At 69.9% G+C, this 21,083-nt stretch carries 16 protein-coding genes and 1 pseudogene; 10 read left to right on the forward strand and 7 right to left on the reverse strand.

The features are described from left to right. The 9 genes and pseudogenes from KBX71_RS13925 to KBX71_RS13965 all read left to right on the forward strand — a co-directional run. A complete protein-coding gene (locus KBX71_RS13925) occupies positions 1-801 on the forward strand; it encodes a ParA family protein (RefSeq protein ID WP_210818313.1) in 801 nt (266 codons plus the stop codon). After that, on the forward strand, positions 791-2,338 hold the full coding sequence (locus KBX71_RS13930) for a CpaF family protein (protein ID WP_210818314.1): 1,548 nt from the start codon (positions 791-793) through the stop codon (positions 2,336-2,338). The genes KBX71_RS13925 and KBX71_RS13930 overlap by 11 nt, the downstream gene beginning before the upstream one ends. Beyond that, positions 2,293-3,240: a type II secretion system F family protein gene (locus KBX71_RS13935; RefSeq protein WP_210818423.1), complete on the forward strand. Its 948-nt coding sequence runs from the start codon at positions 2,293-2,295 to the stop codon at positions 3,238-3,240. Before KBX71_RS13930 ends, KBX71_RS13935 begins: the two co-directional genes overlap by 46 nt. Next, positions 3,240-4,109 (forward strand): type II secretion system F family protein, encoded by an 870-nt coding sequence (locus KBX71_RS13940; protein WP_210818424.1) that lies wholly within the window; start codon positions 3,240-3,242, stop codon positions 4,107-4,109. Before KBX71_RS13935 ends, KBX71_RS13940 begins: the two co-directional genes overlap by 1 nt. A gap of 24 nt (positions 4,110-4,133) precedes the next feature. Then, positions 4,134-4,337, forward strand: coding sequence for a hypothetical protein (locus KBX71_RS13945; protein ID WP_124822595.1), 204 nt, complete (start codon positions 4,134-4,136; stop codon positions 4,335-4,337). 5 nt (positions 4,338-4,342) lie between these two features. Beyond that, positions 4,343-4,786, forward strand: coding sequence for a TadE family protein (locus tag KBX71_RS13950; RefSeq protein WP_210818315.1), 444 nt, complete (start codon positions 4,343-4,345; stop codon positions 4,784-4,786). Continuing rightward, positions 4,783-5,259, forward strand: a complete 477-nt coding sequence (locus KBX71_RS13955; protein WP_210818316.1) for a TadE/TadG family type IV pilus assembly protein — start codon at positions 4,783-4,785, stop codon at positions 5,257-5,259. Before KBX71_RS13950 ends, KBX71_RS13955 begins: the two co-directional genes overlap by 4 nt. Positions 5,260-5,324: 65 nt before the next feature. After that, entirely contained in the window at positions 5,325-5,696 is a 372-nt protein-coding gene (locus tag KBX71_RS13960) for a pilus assembly protein TadG-related protein (RefSeq protein WP_210818425.1), read from the forward strand. Positions 5,697-5,710: 14 nt separating this feature from the next. Next, a pseudogene (locus KBX71_RS13965) lies at positions 5,711-6,721 on the forward strand (LysM peptidoglycan-binding domain-containing protein); the annotation flags it as partial. 512 nt (positions 6,722-7,233) lie between these two features. On the opposite strand, the gene KBX71_RS13970 reads toward KBX71_RS13965, so the two are convergent. Next, positions 7,234-8,088 carry a DUF2231 domain-containing protein gene (locus KBX71_RS13970; protein ID WP_210818318.1) on the reverse strand — a complete coding sequence of 285 codons (855 nt, stop codon included), beginning with the start codon at positions 8,086-8,088 and terminating at the stop codon, positions 7,234-7,236. A gap of 185 nt (positions 8,089-8,273) precedes the next feature. Here KBX71_RS13970 and KBX71_RS13975 point away from each other — a divergent pair, with 185 nt between their 5' ends. Further along, the gene (locus KBX71_RS13975; protein WP_210818319.1) at positions 8,274-9,074 is read left to right on the forward strand and encodes a crotonase/enoyl-CoA hydratase family protein; all 801 of its coding nucleotides are present in this window, start codon (positions 8,274-8,276) and stop codon (positions 9,072-9,074) included. A 1-nt stretch (position 9,075) separates the two neighbouring features. Here the strand turns inward: KBX71_RS13975 and KBX71_RS13980 are convergent, their stop codons facing one another. The 6 genes from KBX71_RS13980 to KBX71_RS14005 form a co-directional block, all read right to left on the reverse strand. Beyond that, on the reverse strand, positions 9,076-12,771 hold the full coding sequence (locus KBX71_RS13980) for a discoidin domain-containing protein (protein WP_210818320.1): 3,696 nt from the start codon (positions 12,769-12,771) through the stop codon (positions 9,076-9,078). A gap of 48 nt (positions 12,772-12,819) precedes the next feature. After that, the gene (locus tag KBX71_RS13985; protein ID WP_210818321.1) at positions 12,820-15,705 is read right to left on the reverse strand and encodes a discoidin domain-containing protein; all 2,886 of its coding nucleotides are present in this window, start codon (positions 15,703-15,705) and stop codon (positions 12,820-12,822) included. Between the two features lie 143 nt (positions 15,706-15,848). Further along, positions 15,849-17,507: a glycoside hydrolase family 13 protein gene (locus tag KBX71_RS13990; protein ID WP_210818322.1), complete on the reverse strand. Its 1,659-nt coding sequence runs from the start codon at positions 17,505-17,507 to the stop codon at positions 15,849-15,851. A 101-nt stretch (positions 17,508-17,608) separates the two neighbouring features. Further along, positions 17,609-18,496: a carbohydrate ABC transporter permease gene (locus KBX71_RS13995; protein WP_210818323.1), complete on the reverse strand. Its 888-nt coding sequence runs from the start codon at positions 18,494-18,496 to the stop codon at positions 17,609-17,611. Between the two features lie 11 nt (positions 18,497-18,507). Beyond that, positions 18,508-19,464, reverse strand: coding sequence for a carbohydrate ABC transporter permease (locus KBX71_RS14000; RefSeq protein ID WP_124821582.1), 957 nt, complete (start codon positions 19,462-19,464; stop codon positions 18,508-18,510). Positions 19,465-19,550: 86 nt separating this feature from the next. Continuing rightward, positions 19,551-20,930, reverse strand: a complete 1,380-nt coding sequence (locus KBX71_RS14005) for an ABC transporter substrate-binding protein (protein ID WP_210818324.1) — start codon at positions 20,928-20,930, stop codon at positions 19,551-19,553. Between the last annotated feature and the right edge of the window lie 153 nt (positions 20,931-21,083).

Raw genomic sequence — 21,083 nt, forward strand, 5'->3', positions numbered from 1 at the left:
ATGGCGATCATCGCGCTGGTGTCCGCGAAGGGCTCACCCGGCGTCACGACCTCGGCGCTGGCCTGCGCGCTGGCCTGGCACCGGCGGCTGGTGGTCGCCGAATGTGACCCGGCCGGCGGCTCGATCCTCGCCGGATACCTCGGCGGCCAACTGGACGGCCCGCGCGGCATCGGCGAGCTGGCCGTCGGGGAGTTGCGCGACGGCAACCTGGACACCGCGTTCTGGTCGCAACTGGTCGACCTGGACGCACCCCGCCGGGAACGGCTGCTGCTGCCCGGCCTCGTCGACCCCGCCCAGAGCGGCAGCGTCACCCCGCTCTGGCAGCGCTTCGCCGACTACTTCGACGCCCTCGACCGAGGCAACCCCGGCTACGACGTCCTTGTCGACTGCGGTCGTCTACACGTGAACGGACCACCGTGGCCGGTGCTGCGGGCCGCCTCGGTGGTGCTGTTGGTGACCCGGGCGCACCTGCCGGACCTCTCCGGCACCCGGGCGGTGGTCACCACCATCGAACGGGACTTCGCCGAGCACCGGGTCCCCCCGGGCACCCTGCGGCTGCTGCTGGTCGGCGGCGGGCACGGGCGGGCCGAGATCAGCCGAGCCCTGAAACTGCCCGTCATCGCACGGCTGCCGCACGATCCGCGTACCGCCGGGGTGCTCGCCCTGGGCGGCACCGTGCGGGCCGGACGGCCGCTGATGCGCGCGGCGGCCGCGCTGGAGGTTCCGATCGGGGCGCTCCTGGAGCGGCGAAAGGCCCGATTGGCGTGGCCCGTTCAGCAGGGAGTGCCAGATGCGGTTTGAGCCGGTCTCCACCGATCCGCGCCAACAGCCACCGGGCGTGACCTCCACCGCGCCACCACTGGCCGCGCCGAACGGCCGGCACCAGCAGTCCGGGCCACAGCCCCAGCCGATGCCCGCGGCCACCCCGCCGCCGGAGTCGCCGCCCCGGCCCCGAATGGACTTCCAGGTCGTCCGGGAGCTGCGCCGGGAACTCACCGAACGGCTCACCCTCTGGCAGCGCGGCCGGGAGTTCACAGTCGACGAGGAGGACACCGAGCGGGCCCGACTCGCCGTCACTGTGGTGGCCTCGTACGCGGACTCGGTGCGCCGGGCCGGCACGCCCATGGCCGCCGGCGAGGAACGCCTGCTGCTCGACCAGGTTACCGCCGAGCTGGTCGGGCTCGGCCGGCTGCAGACGCTGCTTGTCGACGACACCATCGAGGAGGTGCACATCCTCGGCTGCGACCAGGTACGCATCACCCGGCACGGCGGTGGGGTGGACTGGGCCGAGCCGATCGCCGACAGCGACGCCGAACTGGTGGAGATCCTCCAGGCGGCGGCCCGCCGGGCGGGCGCGACCGAGCGGTCCCTCTCCACAGTGAAGCCCACCCTCGACCTGCAACTGCCCGACGGCAGCCGGCTGGCCGCGGTGTTCCTGGTCAGCCACCGCCCGTACGCGGTGATCCGCAAGCACAACACCCTGGACGTGAGCCTCGACGACCTCGCGGGCGCGCGAGGTGACCTGGACGAGATGATCGACCCGCTGCTGCGCGACTTCCTCCGCGCGGCGATGCGCGCCGGTCTGAACATCATGGTCGCCGGCTTGGCCGGTGCCGGAAAGACAACTGTCATCCGGGCGCTGATGAACGAGATCCCACAGGATGAGCCGTACGTGCTGCTGGAGGAGAGTCGGGAGCTGCTCCCGGCCCGCCGCCGGGAGCGGCACCGGGCGGTGATGAGCTTCGAAGCCCGGGAGGGCCACGGCGAGCGCGGCTTCGACGGGCGCCCAGCCGGTGAGGTGACCATCGCCGACCTGATCCCGCTGTCGCTGCGGATGGGCGTCCTGCGGATCATCGTGGGCGAGGTGCGGTCCCGGGAGATCGTGCCGATGCTCCAGGCGATGACCACCAGCCGGGGGTCGATGTGCACCATCCACGCCCGTACCGCCGCCGGTGTGAGTGAACGGATCGTCGAGCTGGCCCTGGCGCACGGCCGCGAGATGACCGTCGACCAGGCCCGCCGGATGGCCGGCAACGCGCTCGACCTGATCGTCTACGTCACCATCGAGGACGAGACCGCGATCGGTGGGCGGAAACACCGTTTCGTCTCCCAGGTGGAGGAGGTGATCGGGGCCGGCGAAGCCGGTCGGATCACCACCACCACGATCTTCGGGCCCGGCCCGGACGGTCGTGCGGTCCCCCGGCACCTACCGGAACGGGTCCGCGACCAGTTGCTGCGGGTGGGTTACGACGCGCGGCTGCTGACCCGCTGGGTGGAGTCCGGCGCCGGTGCCTGGCGGCGGCCCCGGCAGACCCGACTGGCCCGGCGGGTGACCTGATGCTCGGCAGCCTGGAACTGATCGCGGTGATCTCCGGGGCCGCCTGTGTGGCCGGGTTGCTGCTGGCCGTGGTCGCGCTGGTCGGCACCCGCCGACCCCCCGGGCCGCGCCCGGGCAGCGGGCCGGGGCTGAGCCGGCTGTGGCGCGGGCCGGGCAGCACTCCGTCCGAGCAGCGGGCCTACCAGGCACTGCTTGTCGCCGCGCTGGTCGCCGGCGCGTTGGCGTTCCTGTTGACCGGGCTGCCGGTGGTGGGCCTGCTGGTGGCGGTGGCGGTGCCGGGCACCCCGTGGCTGTTCGGGGTGGGCAAGGCCGAACAGCGGGCGATCGCCCGGATCGAGGCGGTCGGCGAGTGGACCCGCCGACTCAAGGACGTCTCCGGCACCGGGCAGGGCCTCCAACAGTCGATCATCGGCACGATCGGCAGCGTGCCACCCGGCATCGAGGACGAGGTACGGCTGCTCGCCGCCCGTCTACAGGCCGGCTGGATGGCCCGCTCCGCGCTGCTGGCGTTCGCCGACGAGATCGCCGACCCGGTCTGCGACCAGGTGGTCGCGGCACTGATCCTGCACCTGTCGGACCGTGGTGAGCGACTGGGTGACGTGCTCGGTTCGATCGCCGGCGCGGCGTCCGCGGAGGTGGCCACCCGCCGGGAGATCGAGGCCAAGCGCACCCAACCCCGGTTCGCGGTCCGCTTCCTCACCGGAATGACGCTGGCCACCCTCGCGTACGGGCTGATAAACACCGAGTACATCAGGCCGTACGGCACGCCTGTGGGTCAGCTGGTGATGGCCGCCCTCGGCGCCGCCTTCATCGGCCTGCTGGCCTGGGTGCGGTCGATGAGCCAGCCGCAACGGCCGGCCCGGTTCCTGCCGGCGCCTGATCCGGCCGAGGTGATCGCGTGATTGTGAACTGGCAGTTGGCCATCGCGGTCTGCGGTGGTGCCGGGGTCGGCCTGGGTGTGTTCCTGGTGGTCCGGGAGTTGGTCCCGGCGACACCGGCGCTCGGGCCGGCGCTGCGCCGGTTGCATCAGCCTCCGGGTGCCGGCCGGGTGGCCACGCCCGCCTCCCGGCGGCTGGACTCGCTGACCGGGTTGTCCCGTTGGTTGCGTCCGCCGCATCGGCAACTGGCCCTGATCGGTCAGACGCCCGAGCAGTACGCGCTGTCGGTGCTGCTGTCCGCGCTGATCGGGTTGGCCACGCCGACTCTGCTCGGTGTGGTGCTGTGGGTGCTCGGCATCCCGTTCCCGCTGGTCGTACCGGTGCTGGGCAGTCTCGGGCTGGCGCTGCTGGCCGGCCTGCTTGCGCACCGCGCCGTGCTGACCAAGGCCGACGCGGCCCGCGAGGAGTTCCGCCAGGCGGTCTGCACCTACCTCGACCTGGTGGCGTTGCAGCTGTCGGCGGCGCACGGGCCGGTGCAGTCGCTGGAGCGGGCGGCGGCGGTCTGCGACGGCTGGGTGTTCGACCGGCTCCAGGAGTCGCTGCGGATCGCCCAGATGCAGATGCACGCGCCCTGGGACGAGCTGCGCGACCTCGCCGACAAGATCGGCATTCCGGAGTTGGGCGACGTCGGCGCGATCATGCGTTCCTCCGGCAGCGAGGGCGCGCAGGTGCACGAGACGCTGCGCAGCCGGGCCGACTCGCTGCGCGACCAGATCCGCACCGACAACCTCGCCCGTGCCGAGGGGGTGACCAGCAAGCTCGACATCCCGGGCGCGTTGCTCGTCTTCGTGCTGCTCGGGTTCGTCCTCTATCCGTTCATCGCCCGTGTCTGACCCCGCCCCCTGAAGGAGAACGCCATGTCCATCCTCAGCTACCTGCACGTCGTGGTGACGACGCGTCTGGCCGAGCTTCGCCGTGACGGTGAGCGCGGCGACAGCCCGGTGCCCACCGCCGTGATCATCGCCGGCCTGGTCGCCGTCGCCATGGCCGTCACCGCGCTGGCCCTGACCAAGGCCAACAGCTGGATGAACGGCATCCCGAACCACACCGACCCGAAGTAGCCGACATGCGCCGAGCCGTGTACGCGAGGTGGAGCCGGGCGGTCACCGCCGCCCGGCGCCGCTTCGCGACCGGCGATCGCGAGCGGGGCGCCAACCCGGTGGAACTCGCCGTGATGATGCCGCTGATCCTGGTGCTGCTCTTCGCCTCGATCCAGGTCGCGGCCGTCTTCCTCGCCCGCTCCACCGCGTTGAACGCCGCGCAGAGTGGCGTCAACGCGCAGCGGACGTACGAGGCGAGCAGCGGCGCCGGGGTGGACAGCGCCTCCCGCTTCCTCAAGGCCGCCGGCGGTTGGCTGGTGGGCTGGGACAAGGCCGGACCGACCTGTGCGACCACCGCGACCGAGGTGACCTGCACGGTGAGCGGCCGGTCCCTGTCGGTGGTGCCGGGCGTGGACTTCGCGGTACAGCAGACCGCCCACGGAACTGTGGAGAGGGTGACCCCGCCATGACCCGTACCGCCGAGCGGGGCTCGGTCTCCATCGAGGTGGCAGTGCTTGCGCCCGCGTTCATCGCGTTGATGGTGTTGGCCGGTGTGGTCGGGCGCAGCGCGGTCGCGGCGGAGGCGCTCGACGCGGCCGCGCACGACGCCGCCCGGGCTGCCTCGATTTCCCGGGATTCCGGCACCGCCCGGACAAGGGCGCTGGAGGCCGCCCAGAAGCAGTTGGACTGGCACGGCCTGGCCTGCTCCAACGACCTGGCCCCGAAGTTCACCGGCTCGGTGGCCGGCATGGCCGACAGTGAGGCCAGCTTCGATGACGCCTTCAGCAGCCAGATCGGTACGAGCGCCACGGTGACGGTGACGATCAGCTGCGTGGTGTCCTTCCAGGACATCACACTCGACATCCTGCCCGGGATGGTGAGCGAAAAGCTGATCACCGCGCAGTTCACCTCCCCGCTCGACCGTTACCGGAGTCGGCAGTGACGGCCGCCGTCAGGTCCTCGCGGGCAGGTGAGCACGGCCGGGTGAGCATCTTCCTCGCGGTGACGATGGTCGGCGTACTGGCCATCATCGGCCTCTCCTTCGACGGCGCCGGGCAGCTCCGCACCCTGCAACGCGCCCAGAACCTGGCCGCCGAGGCGGCGCGGGCCGGCGGTCAGGCCATCGACCGGGCCACCGCCATCGAGGGTGGGCCGAAACGGATCGACGAGCCGGAGGCGCGCAAGGCGGTCGCCGACTACCTGAAAGCCGTGGACACCGCCGGCCACAGCGTGAACTTCCCCGAGGTCGACGGGGAAATCCTGATCCGGGTGGCCGTCTCCATCACCTACCAGCGCTCGATGATCGGACCGTTCGTCCAGAACAAGACGGTCACCGTCACCGGCGAGGCGACAGCACGTGCCATCACCGCAACACCGTAGGAAGGAAGGCAGCCATGCCCGTATCGGGTGGGTCCGTCGTACGGCGGACCGGACGGATCCTCACCGGCATCGGCGCGCTTGCCGTGCTCCTGGTGCTGCTGGTCGGCGCGCCGATCGCGCTGCTCGCCTTCGCCGGTAACCCGCTGCCCGATCACCTTCCCACGATCAGCGAGGTGGGCACCGCGCTGACCAGCCGGGACGACGGTCAGCTCTTCCTGCGGGCGTTGGCAGTGGCCGGTTGGTTCGGCTGGGCCACGTTCGCCTTCTCCGTCCTCGTCGAGCTGGGCGCACAGTCCCTGCGTCGCCCGGCCCCGAAGCTGCCCGGGATGGGTCGGCAGCAGAAGGCAGCCGCCGCGCTGGTCGGCTCGGTCGCGCTGATCCTGGTAGCCAGCCCGGCCGCCGCCAGCGCCGCGGCTGTCTACGGCGCCCCGGCGTACGCGAGTCCAAGCGCGCCGGCCGTCACCACCCTGGTCGCGCCGACCCGCGCCGCGACGACACCGGACACGGCCGCGCCGGTGTACCGGGTGGCGCGGGGCGACTACCTCGGCGAGGTGGCCGACCGGTACCTGGACGAGTTCGGCGACTACCGACAGCTCGCCAAGCTGAACAAGCTCGACGACCCGGACCGGATCCACCCCGGCCAACTGCTCCGGCTGCCCACCGAGGCCGCCGACCAGGGGGCCCGGCAGCACGCCACCGGCCGGCTCGTCGACCGGCCCGCGGCGCCGAAGCCCCCCGCACCCCGGCCGGCGCCCGAGCGGGCCGCACCACCGCGGGTGGCCCCGGCACCACCCAGCGGTACGGAGTCAGTGGGCCAGCCACCAGCGATGACTGTCGGTGCAGCCCGAGCCGGTGCCGCCGATCGGGTGAACCGCCCGCTGGCGGTTTCCGCCGTACTGGCCGTGGCGAGCATCGTCGGCGCTCAGATCGGAGCAGTCCTGGGCTTGCGCCGCCGTCCAGCCACCGCCGGGGCGTCTCCCCGGCTGGCCGCTTCCTCCCGCACATCCCGGCGCGGCGCGGGCCGGAGCAGCGGTGGCGCGGGCCAGCGGGCCAGTGGTGGGGCAGCCGGGAGCGGTGCCGCGTGGGCTTCCAGCCGGGCGGCGGCGGCCATCGAAGCTCCGGCGGCACCGAACGGCGGCGCGGCACCGACGGGCAGTGGACTCGCACCTACTGGCAGCGGGGTGACGCCCGCCGGCAGCGGAATGGCTTTCCCCGGTAGTACGGCGTTCCCGGGTAGCGGAATGGCTCTCTCCGGCGGCACGGCACCCCCCGGCGGCGGAATGACGAGCGCCGACCCAGGGGGCTGGAGTGGTGACGACGGCTGGGCCGGTGCTGGTGGCGAGGGCGGGCTGTTCGACGGCGGGCACGGCCTGGACTCCGTACCGGACGGTCCGCCGGTCGGCCGCCACCGGCGCAGCTGATCGGCAGGGAAAGTGCGTCCGGGGCGAGGTGTCCGGAGAGCGTGATGCCTCTGCGGCATCTTGATGACTCACAGACATCATCGTCATGGGCAACACTGCCCGGAGGAAGGAGAGGGTCAGGGCAGGCGGGTCTGGAGCACGCCGTTCTGGATCCGGGTGGGCAGGATCTGCTGGTCGTTGCCGGACGGCCCCTGCACGACCTCGCCGCCGTTGAGGCGGAAAGCGCTGCCGTGCCACGGGCAGACGACGCAGGCGTGGCCGTCGATCTCCTGCACATCGCCCTCGCCGAGCGGACCGCTCTGGTGCGGGCAGCGCTCCAGCATCACCGTCACCTCGTCACCGTGCCGGTAGAGGATCACCGAGATGTCGTCGTCCACCTCTCGGGTGATCAGGGTGCGTTGCGGCAACGTCGCCATGTCGGCCAGCGAGTGCCAGCCGTCGGTCATCCGGTGCAGCTCGGAGACGCTCTGGTTGACCTGCGCCCCCTGCTTGTACGCGAGGTGACCCCCGATGTACGCCCCGAGGCTCACGGTGGAGAGCCCGAGGAAGCCGAGGGCACGGCCCATTCCGTGGCGTCCGGACAGCCGCGCGGCCAGCGAGCCGGCGTAGATCGCCATGCCGACGGTGTTGGCGGCGGCGTGCACCAGGCCGACCCGGCGCTGGTCCCGGGCGAGTGCCGCCCAGTCGTTCAGACCGGCCACCGCCGCCGGCAGCGCGCTGACGGTGCCCAGACCGACAAGCACTGTGGCGGGCCGGCGCTGCCCGGGCATGAGGTCCAGCACCGCGGCGCTGATCCACGCACCGACCGGCACCTGCACCATCGCCGGGTGCAGCGGATGCCCGAGGGTCACCCCGTGCAGTAGGTCGCGCAGCCGGCGCGGACGCAGTGTCCCCAGGACAACCTTCTGCAGCCGGTCACCCGCGCGGTCCAGCCGGGAGTCCTGCTCAACTTTCGTCAAAAGTGCTCGCACGAGTACCGACTTCCCGGCGATCGCCGTCGCAAACCGGTCGGCGGCGACAAACCTGCCGCGCCGCCCACACCGCCGATCTTGCGGTTTCTGCCCCGACAAACCGGGGCACAGGCCGCGAAACGACATCCGAAAGTGCAAGATCGACGGGGATTGTGGGGGTGGGGCGGGGCGGGCATGCTGGCGGGATGGGTGTGCGGGTGGAGCGGGTTGGGGCTGTGACCACGGTGGTGCTGGATCGGGCGGAGGCTCGGAACGCCGTGGATGGTCCTACGGCTCGGGCGCTGGCCGACGCGTTTCGGGCCTTTGACGCCGACCCGGACGCGTTGGTGGCGGTGCTCTGGGGCGCCGGTGGGACGTTCTGCGCCGGCGCCGACCTCAAGGCGATCGGCACGCCGAGCGGCAACCGGGTCGAGCCGGAGGGGGACGGCCCGATGGGTCCGACCCGGATGACGCTCAGCAAACCGGTGATCGCGGCGATCTCCGGGTACGCGGTGGCCGGTGGGCTCGAACTGGCGCTCTGGTGTGACCTGCGGGTCGCCGAGTCCGACGCGACACTCGGCGTGTTCTGCCGCCGCTGGGGGGTGCCGTTGATCGACGGCGGCACCGTCCGGCTGCCCCGACTGATCGGCGAGAGTCGGGCGATGGACCTGATCCTCACCGGCCGCCCGGTGCCGGCCGACGAGGCGTACACGATGGGGTTGGTCAATCGGTTGGTGCCACCCGGCCGGGCGCGGGCCGCGGCCGAGGAGTTGGCGGCCGCTATCGCCCGGCATCCGCAGACCTGCCTGCGCAACGACCGGGCGGCGCTGCTGACCGGCGCGGGACGGCCCGAGCCGGAGGCGCTGGCAACCGAGTTGGCGTACGGGATGGATTCGCTGGCCACGGACGCGGCGGCTGGCGCGGCCCGGTTCGCCGCGGGCGAGGGCCGACACGGCACGACGCCGCCGGGAGGGGTGCACCCCCCGACGGCGTCGGCTACCGGCTAGCTCAGTTGCGGTTGATGGTGAAGGTCGTCGTGGGGTTCTGGATGTCCACCGCGTTGTTGCTCAACCGGAGGTTGTTGAAGGTGACCGACCCGACGGCCGGCCCCTGCCCGGCCTCCGGCATCGGGTTCGCCCAGATCGCGAAGCCGGACTTCGCGTCGTAGGCGTCCCCGCTCTTGCGGGCGCCGCTGATGGAGATGTTCGTGAAGACCGTGTCGGTGATCGGGTTCTGCGGCTGCCCGCCGACGTAGTTGGTCTGGAACATGATGCCGCTGTAGGTCGGGTCGATGATGTCGACATCGCTGACCCGGATGCCCTGGAACACCTTCGAGGCGGAGAAGACCCAGATCGCCGGGAAGGTCTGTGAGCCCCAGAAGTGCCCACCGGCCCGCACGATCGAGATGTTCTCGAACCGGGTGGGCGGGCTGGCACCGAAGCCGTTCATCGGGTAGCCGAAGTCGAGCGAGCTGATGGTGATGCCGGAGTAGACGAGCGTGTCCGCGATGTAGATGTTGCGGAACGTGTTGCCGTAGCCGCCGTACACGGCGACACCGGCGGCCCGCCAGGTCAGGGTCGAGGTCAGGTTCTCGTAGACGTTGTCCCTCATGTCGGCGCCGCCCGCGTCGATGGCCGAGAACAGCGCGAAGCTGTCGTCACCGGTGGCCCGGGCGTCGTTGTTGCTGACCAGGTTGTTGGTGCTCCCGTTGGTCATGTTGATGCCGTCGGCGAACATGTTCCGGATCCGGGAGTTCTTGATCGTGATGTAGTCGGTGTTCGCGCCCCAGTAGAGGCACACCATGTGCTCGTTCCAGATGTTGTCGATCACGATGTTCGACACGTTGGAGAAGTCGAACACCTTGCCCGGACCGTCGATCCGCGACGTGTAGTTGCCGAAGTACGCGAAGTTCTTGAACGACGAGTTGGCCGCCGAGTTCTCGGCCCGGAAGCCGATGTCGGTGTTGTCCTGGCCGGACGGCGCGTTGAACCGGGTGTACCAGGGGCCGGCGCCGGTCACCTGGACCGCCTTGCCGTACACCTGGAACTTCGACGAGGTGGAGTAGTTACCCGCCGGCAGGTACACCCCGATCAGGTTGCCTGTGGTGTCCATCCGCACCCGGTCCAGGGCGTTCTGCACGTCCTGGTGGGTGAAGCCGCTCGGCGTGGTGTAGCGCGCCGAGTCCGGGTTGGCGATCGGCGCCACCTGCTCCGTGTTGATGAAGTCGATGGCGTACGTGGTGGTGTTGGCCGGGTCCTTCTGGAGGCGGATCTTGCTGCCGGCCGGGACCGTGGAGTTGAGCATGACGTTGGCTTCGTCGTAGATGTGCCGCGGACCGCCAGCGCTCGGCGTGTTACCCGGGCTGGTCTCGTTGCCGTACAGCCAGGCGTACCGAGACGTCAGGTCGATGGCCTTGTGGAACGTGCCGTTGACGTAGACGTTCAGCGTCGAGTTGATCCCGCCGCCACCGGAGGCGTCCGGGATGGAGAAGCGGGTGACAAGCGTGTTGGTGCTGGCCCGGGTGGTGAACTCGACGTAGCTGCCGGTCGAGTTGAGGGTCACCGCCCGACGACCGGACGCTTCGCCGGCCAGGTCGCCGACCTCCCGGTTCGGTCCGACGACGGCGGCGCCGCCGCCGATCACGCCGTCCTCAGCCTCGTACATGTCGTACGGCATGTTGGCGCCGCGCCCCACGAAGAGCGGCCGGTCACTCGTGTTGTTCGCCTGCTTGACCGGCAACTCGTTGCCGTCCACGGCGAGCACCACCCGGACGGTGTACTTGCCGTTCGCGGCGGTCCAGGTGCCCAGGCTGATCGGGCCGACAGTCGCGCCGGCGTTGATCACACCGGAGTGCGCGCCGGTCAGGGTACGGACCACGGTGCCGGACTCGTTGAGCACGGTCACTGTGATGCCGTGCGCACCGGACGCGGAAGCCTGGTTGCCGGCGTTGCGGATGGACACGGAGAAGGTCACCGTGTTGCCCGCCGACGGGTTGCCCGGCGACCAGGCGACCGCCGAGGCGACCAGGTCGGAGCTGGCGACCGCGGCGACGACCAACGGGCTGGGGTTGGTGTAGCTGTTGTTGGTGTCGTCCTGCTCGACGACTGTGTTCGACTCGTCGACCTTGGCGCTGAGCGGGTAGCTGCCTGAGTCCCGGGTGCCGATGCTGGCGCTGACAGTGGTCGAGGCGCCCGCCGCGAGACCGCCGACCGAAGCCGTTCCGACCCGGGTGGAGCCCAGGTAGAAGTTGACGTTCGTCGCGCCGGAGGCCGCCGAGCCCGCGTTACGCACCGTCGCGGAGAGCGTGATGGTGCTGGTCTCCACGGGTGCGGACGGGCTGAACGACATGCCGGTCACGGTCAGGTCCGGGTTCGGCGCCGGAGTGCCGAAGACCTGGAACTCGGCCACCTGCCCGGCCGGAGCGCCGGTGTTCGAGGCGATCGAGAGTCGTACGTCGGCCGCCGCGCCGGAGACCGGGATGGTCACCGTGTTGCCGCTGCCCGGGTTGAAGGTGTAGTTCGTCGCGCCGACCAGCGTGGTGAAGCTGGACGAGCCCTGGTCCCGGCCGAGCACTGTGATGTTCTGGGTACGCGCGCCCCACGCCGAGTCCGGGTTGAGCTTCACGACGACCTGGCTGAGGCTGGCGTTCGCGCCCAACTGCACGGTCAGCGTGCTCGGGTTGCCGTTGCCCTCCCAGTAGGTGGCCACGTTGTTGTCGTTGGCGTTGGTGGCCACGAACGTGTGCACGAACCCGGAGGCGGTGATCGGCTTGCCGACCGCCAGGTTGCTCCCGGTGGGCGGGTTGCCGGTGCCGGTCCGGGTCACGGTGTTGCTGTTCGCCGACTGGTTGCCGGCCGCGTCCTTGGCCCGGACGTAGTACGACACCGTGGCGCTGTCCGCCTGACTGTCGGTGTAGGTGAGCGTCGAGCCGCTGACGCTGCCGCGCAGCGCGCCGTTGGCGTAGACGTCGTAGCCGGTCACTCCGACGTTGTCGGTGGACGTCGACCAGGTGAGTCGGATCTGCCCGCTGGCCGGCTGGGTGTAGGCCAGGTTGCCGGGGACGCTGGGCGCCTGGGTGTCGGTGCTGCCGGTGGCGCCGTACACCTCGACCTCGGAGAGCTGCGCGGCCGGCCAGCCGGTGTTGCCGGTGACCTGCACGCGTACGTAGCGGGTGCTGGCGGCGGTGAAGCTGACGTTCGCGGTGTTGCCGCTGCTCGGGTTGAAGCTGTAGCCGGCGGACGCCTTCAGGGTGGTGAAGGACGAGCCGTTGGTCGAGCCGAGCACCGACAGCGTCTGCGTACGGGTCTGCCAGTCCGACGCGGGCGGCAGCTTCAGGACCACCCGGTCCACGCTGACCGTGGCGCCCAGGTCGGCCTGGATCCACTGCGGGAACGCGTTGTTGGCGCTCTCCCAGTAGGTCGAGGCGTTGCCGTCGTTGGCGTTGCCGGCCACGTAGTTCTGGTTGTAGCTGCTGGCGGTCATGGTGGCGGAGAGCCCGGCGAGCAGGGCCACGCGGGCGGCGGCCGCGGACGGGTCGGCCGCCGGTGCCGCGCTCGCCATGGGGGTGACGACCGGGGCGGTGGCGAGGAGCATCCCGGCGAGCGCGCCGGCGAGCAGCCGCCGGTGGGCTTTCCGGGTGGTGCGGGGGACGGTGGTGGGCGCGCCGGTTGGCGGCGTGCCTCGTCTGGTGCCGGTCCTGGACATGGGGTCGCTACACCTCTTTCGGGGGTGGGTGGTGGGTGTATTGCGGGCCTAGCTGGAATAGACCTCGAACTCGCTGAGCTGGCCGGCTGGCCAGCCGCTGTTGCCGGTGACGGTCAGCCGCAGGTACCGCTGGGTGGTCGCCGTGAAGGTCACGGTGACCGTGTTGCCGCTGGACGGGTTGAAGCTGTAGCCGGCGGACGCCTTCAGCGTGCTGAACGTCGAGCCGTTCGTGGAGCCGAGCACCGCCACCGTCTGCGTACGCGTCTGCCAGGCCGACGATGGTGGGAGCTTCAGCACGACCCGGGACACCGATCGATCGGCCCCCAGGTCCACCGTCAGCGACTGCGGGAACGCGTTGTTGGCGCTCTCCCAGTAGGTGTTCGCGTTGCCGTCCACCGCGTTGGGGGCGGCGTACACGTCGGAGTGGCTGGTCTCGGTGATCGACCGCCCGGCCGCCAGGTTGCCGCTGGGCGGCGGCGTGGTCGGGGGTGGGGTCGTCGGCGGTGGGGTGGTCGGGGGCGGGGTGGTCTGGGTGCCGCCGTACACCTCGACCTCGGAGAGTTGCGCGGCAGGCCAGCCGGAGTTGCCGGTGACGGTGACCCGGATGTAGCGGCGGTCACCGGAGGGCAGCCCGATCGACACGGCGTTGCCAGTGCCGGGGGCGAAGACCCGACCGGCGGACGACGCCAGTGTGCTGTACGACGAGCCGTCGGTGGATCCGAGCACCGACAGGGTCTGGGTGCGTTGCTCCCAACCGCTGGGCAGCTTGAGCACCACCCGGTCGACCGACCGGGAGGCACCCAGGTCGATGGTGACCGACTGGGGGAAGACGTTGTTGGCGCTCTCCCAGTAGGTGTTTGCGTTGCCGTCCACCATGTTGGCGGCCGTGTAGTTCTGGTTGGTGCTGGTCGCGGTCGTCGACCGGCCCAGTGCCAGGTTCCCGCTGGTCGGCGGCGGGGTGGTAGGAAGCGGCGTAGTGGGAGGCGGGGTGGTCGGCGGCGGGGTGGTGGTCGGCGGCGGCGAGGTGGGTCCGCCGCCCCACTGGGGGTTCGGCCACGGGCCGCAGTACGGGGTCGGGGTGTACCAGCCCGAGTTGCCGGAGCCCTGGGTGATCTGGAAACCGGCGCCCACGCAGTTGTGCATCGGGTTGCTCTGCGCGATGTTCGTGGCCCGCACGTTGGTGAACGACACCTGGCTGTTCGCCTGCACCTGGAGCGCGTACGTGCCGGCGCCGTCGATCCGTACGTTGCTGAGGTTGATCCCGTTGGTCTGGCCCTCGATCCAGTGCAGCGCCGCGTACGAGCTGTCCAGGATGTCGGTGTCGGTGATGTTGATGGTGGGGTTCTGGAACGCCTCGTTGAGCGCGGAGAACCAGATCGCGCCGACACCGAAGTTCCAGTTGTAGTCCGAGTTGCCGTTACGGATCAACGTGTTCCGGGCGATCGTCCAGGTGCCCTGGACTCCGGTGGCGCCCTGCACTCCGGGGTAGCGGTTCGCGACGTGGATACCGCCGCCGTTGGTCAGCGAATCGGCAGTCACGTTGTCGGTGATCTTGATGTCCCGACCGCCGTAGCTGACCAGGTGGTTCGCCAACAGGGTCACACCGATGGTGTTGTGGGTGAACGAGTTGTTGACGTTCGGCACGCTCTGCGCCCACATCGCCAACGCGTCGTCGCCGGTGTTGCGGACGAACGTGTTCGTCACCGTCGAGTTGGTAACCCCGGTGTGGAAGTTCACCCCGTCCGCGGTCTGGTCCAGGATCCGGCTGTTGCGGATGGTGAAGTTGTCCATCGGGCCGTCCATCCACGCCCCGACCTTCGTGTTCTCCAGCCAGAGGTTGTCGACCACCGAGTCGGTCATCGCCCCGCCCAGCGCGTTGACCTGGTCGTCGTCCACCCGCTCGCGGATGTCGCCGATGATGGCGAAGTCCCGCAGCGTGACGTTACGGCTGGGCCCGTTCGCCTCGTGCGAGCGGACCGGGCCGGTGTAGCCGCCACCGGGGACGTACTTGCCGTAGATGCCGACGGACCTGTTCCGCTCGGTGGGGTGCCGGCCGCCGAGCACCGAATACCAGGGGCCCGCGCCGCGCACTGTCACCCCGTCGACCACCACGTGATCCCAGAGGGTGAAGGTGCCGGTCGGGATCCAGACCGCCCGACCCTGGGCCTTGCCGGCGTCCACCGCCGCCTGGAACTTGGCCGTCGAGTCGGTCGCGCCGCTCGGGTCGGCCCCGAAGTCGGTGACCACGTCGAGCACACCGGAGGGCTTGGTGATCGCCGGGGCGACCAGCTCGAAGTCGGCCAGGTCGATGGTGAACGTGGGCGACTGCGCGGTCGAGGAGACCTGGAACCGGATCTTCGTGCCGGCCGGCTGGGTGCTGCCGAACAGCGCCCGGGTCTCGTCGTAGAAGTGGTGCGGGTTGGTGTCGCCCGGGTTGTTGTTGAACGGGTATCCGCCGTAGTACCAGCCGTACCTCGACGTCACCGCTACCGACTTCAGCAGCGACCCGTTGGCCCGCAGGTCGATGGCTGCGTCCCGGCCGGTCCCGGCCGGGCTGTCCGGCAGGCTGTAGCGGAAGGTGACAGCGTTGGCCGGGGCGGTGAGGGTGAACTCGACGTACTCACCGACGGCGTCGAGGGTGACCGCCTCCCGGCCGGACGCCTCGGACGGCAGCGTGCCGTAGCGCCGGTCCGGGCCGATCTTCGTGCCGTTGTGGGCGGTCTCCTCCGCCTCCTGCTCGACGAACGGCACTGTGGCGCCCCGGTTGGGGATGTCGAAGGGGGACAACCCCGCCGCCGAGGCCGGGGTCGCGGTGCCGGTGACCGCGAGGGCGGTCACCGTTGTGGCGGCGAGCACTGTGGCGGCGATGGCGGCCAACAGTGCCCGGGTCGGGTGTCGAAGGTGGTGCGGGGTGCCGGTGGTGTGGTTGGCCATGAGCTGCGCTCTCCCTTTCGTCAGGCAGGCCAGATCCCCCCGTGTCGGTGCGGTGTCGCGCGTCCCCCCTCGGTTCTCCCTTCTTGGTGGCGTGGTGCGGGGGTCCGGGACGGGCCGCCGGCACCACGGCGTGCGGAGTCAGGTCAGGCCGGGCCGTCCGCCCCGCGCGGCCCGTCGGTGGATTCGGCGGTACGCAGCCAGACCGCCGTGTCGGACGGCAGCAACCCGTCGTCGAGCGGTCCACTGGCCAGCAGCAACTCCCCCTGAGCTGGCATCGGCACCGGCGCGGCGGACAGGTTGACCAGGCAGGTGAAGCCACCGCCGCGGCTGAACGCGAGCACCCCGTCCGGGGCTGGCAACCAGGTCAGCTCGCCGTCACCGAGCGCCGGGTCGGCCTTTCGGGCCTGAATCGCCGCCCGGTACAGCTCCAGCATCGAGGCCGAGTCGCCGGTCTGCGCGCTGGCCGTCCGGTCCTTCCAGTCGGCCGGCTGCGGCAGCCAGGGCGCCGCGGCACCCTTGGGGCTGAACTCGAACGGCGGCTCGTCCCCGGCCCACGGCAGCGGTACGCGGCAGCCGTCCCGACCGGGGTCGATCCGGCCGGACCGTTCCCACATCGGGTCCTGCCGCAGCGCGTACGGGATGTCCTCCACCTCGTAGAGGCCCAACTCCTCGCCCTGGTAGACGTAGGCGGCGCCGGGCAGCGACAGCGAGAGCAGCGCGGCGGCGCGGGCCCGGCGGGTGCCCAGCTCCAGGTCGGTGGGTGTCCCCTCGCGCTTCGCGGCGAAACTGAACCGGGTGTCCGCCCGGCCGTAGCGGGTGACGTGTCGGGTGACGTCGTGGTTCGAGAGCACCCAGGTGGCCGGCGCGTTGACAGGCGCGTGCGCGCTCAGCGTCCCGTCGATGCTCTCCCGCAGGGCCGCGGCGTCCCAGGCACAACCGAGGAAGTCGAAGTTGAAAGCGGCGTGCAACTCGTCCGGGCGCAGGTAGTTGGCGAACCGCTGCCGGTCCGGCAACCACACCTCACCGATCAGGGCCCGGTCGGCGTACTCGTCGGCGACCCGACGCCAGCCCCGGTAGATGTCGTGCACCCCGTCGAGGTCGTGGAACGGGTGCGGCTGGTCGGGCTGGACCTCGGGCAGCGTCCCGTCCTTGACCAGGAGCCCGGCCGAGTCGATCCGGATGCCGTCCACGCCCCGGTCGAACCAGAACCGCAGGATGTCCTCGAACTCCTCCCGCACCCGGGGGTGGTCCCAGTTGAAGTCCGGCTGCTGGGGGGCGAAGAGGTGCAGGTACCAGTCGCCGGGGGTGCCGTCCGGGTTGGTGGTACGCGTCCAGGTCTCCCCGCCGAACTCGCCGATCCAGTCGGTGGGTCGCTCGTCGCCGTTCGGGCCGCGGCCGGGTCGGAACCAGAACAGGTCCCGTTCGGGCGCGCCGGGCCCGCCGGCGAGGGCGGCCTGGAACCACGGGTGCGCGTCGGAGCAGTGGTTGGGCACCACGTCGACGATGGTCCGGATGTCCAGCGCGTGCGCCTCCGCGATCAGCGCCTCCACCTCGGTCAGGCTGCCGAAGACCGGGTCGATGTCGCGGTAGTCGGAGACGTCGTAGCCGGCGTCCGCCATCGGCGACGGGTACCAGGGACTGAACCAGATCGCGTCGACGCCGAGCGCGGACAGGTGATGCAGCCGGGACCGGATGCCGGCGATGTCACCGATGCCGTCGCCGTTGCCGTCGGCGAAGCTCCGGGGATACACCTGGTAGATCACCGCTCCCCGCCACCACGGACTTCTGTCAGCTGTGGACACGAGCACCTGCTTTCTGCGTCAGTACGTCGGCGGGTTCGCCGGACCTGGTTATGTGTCGGGCGAACGGTCGTTGTTCGCCGCGCGGAAGGATGCGGTGGTGGCTATCCCTTGATGCTGCCCGTGGTCAGACCGGACATGATGTTCCGTTGGAAGATCAGGAAGATGATGACTGTCGGGATCGCGGCGATGACCGACGCGGCGATCACCACGTTCATCGGCGTGCCACCGGCGAAGGCGTAGATGCCGACGCTCACCGTTCGGGTCTCGGGCGAGGGCATGACCAACTTGGGCCAGAGGAAGTCCTTCCAGACCGCCGTCACTGCGAAGATCGAGACGACGCCGAGGATGGGACGCGACAGCGGCAGGATGATCGACCACAGCGTGCGCAGCGACGTCGCCCCGTCCATGAGGGCGGCCGCCATCAACTCCTCGGGGATCGAGTCGAAGAACCGCTTCAGCAGGAAGATGTTGAACGCGTTGGCGACCAGGGGCAACCAGATGGCGAACGGTGAGTCCAGCAGGTTGATGTGCACGATCGGCAGGTCGATCACTGTCACGTACTGCGGAACGATGAGGACCATCGCCGGGATCATCAACGTCCCCAGCATCAGCGCGAGGATCACGTTGCCGAACATCGGCCGAAGCTTGGACAGCGAGTACGCGGCGGCGGTGTCGAAGACCAGTTGGAACAGCACCGCGCCGATGGCGTAGTAGAAGGTGTTGAACAACAGCTTGGCGAGGGCCAGGTTGTTCCACGCGTCGATGTAGTTCTGCGGCTGCGGATCCCTGGGGAACAGCGAGGGTGGGGTCTGCGCGATCTCCTGGCCGGACTTCAGCGCGCCGGTGACCATCCAGTAGAGCGGGCCGAGGAAGACGAGCGTGAACCCCGCCACGACGACGACCAGCAGCGTCCAGTAGATGACCTTGCCCCGCCCCCGGCTGAGCTGGGAGTGAGAGATGAGGGTCCGGGTTCCGGAATCCTGTGCCATTCCTCGCCGTCCTAGTCCTGTTTCGCAGTCAGCCGCACGTACACCGCGGAGAAGCCGGCCAGCACCACGAGCATGATCACGCCCAGTGCGGCAGCGCCGTTGAGGTCGTTCTGGAAGAACCCGTGCTGGTAGATGAGGTACGCCACCGAGGTCGCGGAGTCCTCCGCGCCCGCACCGTTGGCGAGGATCAGTGGCTCGATGAAGAGCTGCATCGTGGCGACGATCTGCAGCATCGCCAGGAGCGCGAGGATCAGCCGGGTCTGCGGGATCGTCACGTGGACGATCCGCCGCCAGATCCCGGCGCCGTCGAGTTCGGCCGCCTCGTAGAGCTCACCGGGGATGTTCTGCAACGACGCCAGGTAGATGAGCACCGCGCCGCCCATGTTCATCCAGGTCGACGCGACCACCATGGCCGGCATCGTCATCTCGGGCGACTGCATCCACTGCGAGGTGGGCAGGTGCAGTGCCTTCAGGATCGCGTTGAAGAGCCCCGCCTCGCTGGGGTCGTACGCGTAGAACTTGAAGAGGAACAGCGCGGAGGCCGGCGGCAACATCACCGGCAGGTAGACCAGGATCCGCAGGTACCCCTTGGCGTGACGGAACTCGTTGAGCAGGATCGCCACGAAGAACGGCACCACGTACCCGAGGGCGAGCGCGAGCACCGTGAAGTAGAACGTGTTCTGCCAGGCCGTCCAGAAGCTCGGGTCGGCGATGATGCGGGAGTAGTTGTCCCAGCCCACCCAGGTGGTCTCGCCACGCCGGGTGCGCTGGAAGCTCATGACGATCCCGCGGATCATCGGGTACCAGGAGAAGACGACGAAGCAGAGCACCGCCCCGATCAGGAACGCGTGACCGGTGAGGTTGTCCCGTACCTTTCGGCCGAGGCTGGTGCGCTGCGGCCTCGCCGAGTACGGCGACGGCGGGCGGCCCGGTTTCCTGGGGGTCTCCGGGACGGTGGTGATCGCCAAGGCAACTCCTGGGTGAGTCGGTGACGTCGAGATGCGGTGCGAGTGGTGTGGGGGTCGGGTCGGCGTCCCGACCCCCACACGATCGGTCAGCTCTCGGCGGCGAGGAGCTGGTTGACCTTCTCCTCGGCGGTCTTGAGCAGTGCGTCGATGTTCGAGTTCGGGTTGGTCAGCACACCTGACATCGCGCCGTCGAGCACCGCGTAGACGGCCTGGGCGTTGCGCGGCTCACCCTTGATCGGGACCGGGGTCGCCTCGAAGAGCGCGAAGTTCGTCGTGTCGACGTTCGCGTTCGCCTTACGCAGCTCCAGCTCCTGCTTCTGCGCGTCGCTGCCGTTGGCGAAGAGCAGCGGCTGAGGCAGACCCACCGGGTAGTTCTGCGGCTTGGCTCGGACGTAGTCGAACTGGCCCTTGCCCGGGGTGAGCTTCTGGTACGCGATCCACTTCAGACCGGCCTTGACCTGCTCGGGCGTGAGGTCCTTCTTGAAGAAGTACCCCTCGCCACCACCGAGCGTCCCCTTCGCGGCGCTGTCCTGGCCGGGCAGCGGAGCCATCGCCCAGTCCTGGAACTTGCCCTGGAACTGGCTGACGATCGCCTGGGTGGCGTCCGGCGCGCCGATGAACATGCCGACCTTGCCCGCGCCGGCGTTGGTCAGCAGGTCGCCCCACTGGAGCAGCTGACGGGCGCCCATGCTGTTGTCGCCGTACCGCATGTCCTTGAGGTTCTGCAGGACCTGCTTGCCCATGGGGTTGTTAAAGTCGGCCTTCTTGCCGTCCTCGGACAGCACCCGGCCGCCCTGCGAGTAGAGCAGGGAGGTGAAGTGCCAGCCGCCGGTGTTGCCGGCGCTGTACTCCGAGTAGCCGGCGATGCCGTTGCCGAGCGCGGAGATCTTCTTGGCCGCGGCCCGAACCTCGGCCCAGGTCTTCGGCGGGTTGTTCACGTCCAACCCGGCCTGCTGGAACAGGGCCTTGTTGTAGACCAGGCCCATCGAGTAGTTCTTCACCGGAACGGCGTAGAGCTTGCCGCCGTCGGTGAAGACCTCCTTGAGCGCCGGGTCGACGCTGTCCCAGGTCGAGATCGCGTCCTTGTTGACGTGCGGGCTGATGTCCATCGCCTGACCGGAGTCGAGCACCTGCTGGAGATCGGTCATGTACCCGTAGAAGACGTCGGTCACGGTGCCACCGGCGAGGCGGGCGGTGAAGTCCGGCGGGTTGTTGCACTGCTCGCCGACGCTGACGCTCTTGATGGTGATGTCCGGGTTCTGCTTCTGGAACTCGGCGACGTCGTCGTTCCAGTTCTTCAACAGCTCTTTCTGGGCGCCGACCGGCTGGCAGTCGACAGTGATGGTGACCTTGCCGCCTGCGTTCGAGCCCTTGTCGTCGCTCTTCGTGGAGCATGCCGTGAGGCTGAGCCCCAGGCCGGCCACGAGCGCAACCGCCGCAGCCTTTCGGTATTGCGGTACGGACATCTGTCCATCCCTTCGGGAACGGGTGTCTCCAATGACCTTCGCTGATCTGCGGTGATACGACCTGACGCCCAGTAGCTGCGTCGGAGCCAGGTGTGAGTGGAGTCACTGTAGCGAGGCCGACTCATTTCGGCAAGGTATCGACCCTGTTCCGAA

Source organism: Micromonospora sp. D93 (assembly GCF_018070365.1).
Classification (GTDB): domain Bacteria; phylum Actinomycetota; class Actinomycetes; order Mycobacteriales; family Micromonosporaceae; genus Micromonospora; species Micromonospora ureilytica.

Bases quoted from the DNA above. Each gene is read 5' to 3' on its own strand.
- KBX71_RS13980 (WP_210818320.1), bottom strand. From the start codon at position 12,771: ATGTCCAGGACCGGCACCAGACGAGGCACGCCGCCAACCGGCGCGCCC.
- KBX71_RS13995 (WP_210818323.1), bottom strand. From the start codon at position 18,496: ATGGCACAGGATTCCGGAACCCGGACCCTCATCTCTCACTCCCAGCTC.
- KBX71_RS13930 (WP_210818314.1), top strand. From the start codon at position 791: ATGCGGTTTGAGCCGGTCTCCACCGATCCGCGCCAACAGCCACCGGGC.
- KBX71_RS14005 (WP_210818324.1), bottom strand. From the start codon at position 20,930: ATGTCCGTACCGCAATACCGAAAGGCTGCGGCGGTTGCGCTCGTGGCC.
- KBX71_RS13985 (WP_210818321.1), bottom strand. From the start codon at position 15,705: ATGGCCAACCACACCACCGGCACCCCGCACCACCTTCGACACCCGACC.
- KBX71_RS13950 (WP_210818315.1), top strand. From the start codon at position 4,343: ATGCGCCGAGCCGTGTACGCGAGGTGGAGCCGGGCGGTCACCGCCGCC.
- KBX71_RS13925 (WP_210818313.1), top strand. From the start codon at position 1: ATGGCGATCATCGCGCTGGTGTCCGCGAAGGGCTCACCCGGCGTCACG.
- KBX71_RS13945 (WP_124822595.1), top strand. From the start codon at position 4,134: ATGTCCATCCTCAGCTACCTGCACGTCGTGGTGACGACGCGTCTGGCC.
- KBX71_RS13955 (WP_210818316.1), top strand. From the start codon at position 4,783: ATGACCCGTACCGCCGAGCGGGGCTCGGTCTCCATCGAGGTGGCAGTG.
- KBX71_RS13960 (WP_210818425.1), top strand. From the start codon at position 5,325: ATGGTCGGCGTACTGGCCATCATCGGCCTCTCCTTCGACGGCGCCGGG.
- KBX71_RS13975 (WP_210818319.1), top strand. From the start codon at position 8,274: ATGGGTGTGCGGGTGGAGCGGGTTGGGGCTGTGACCACGGTGGTGCTG.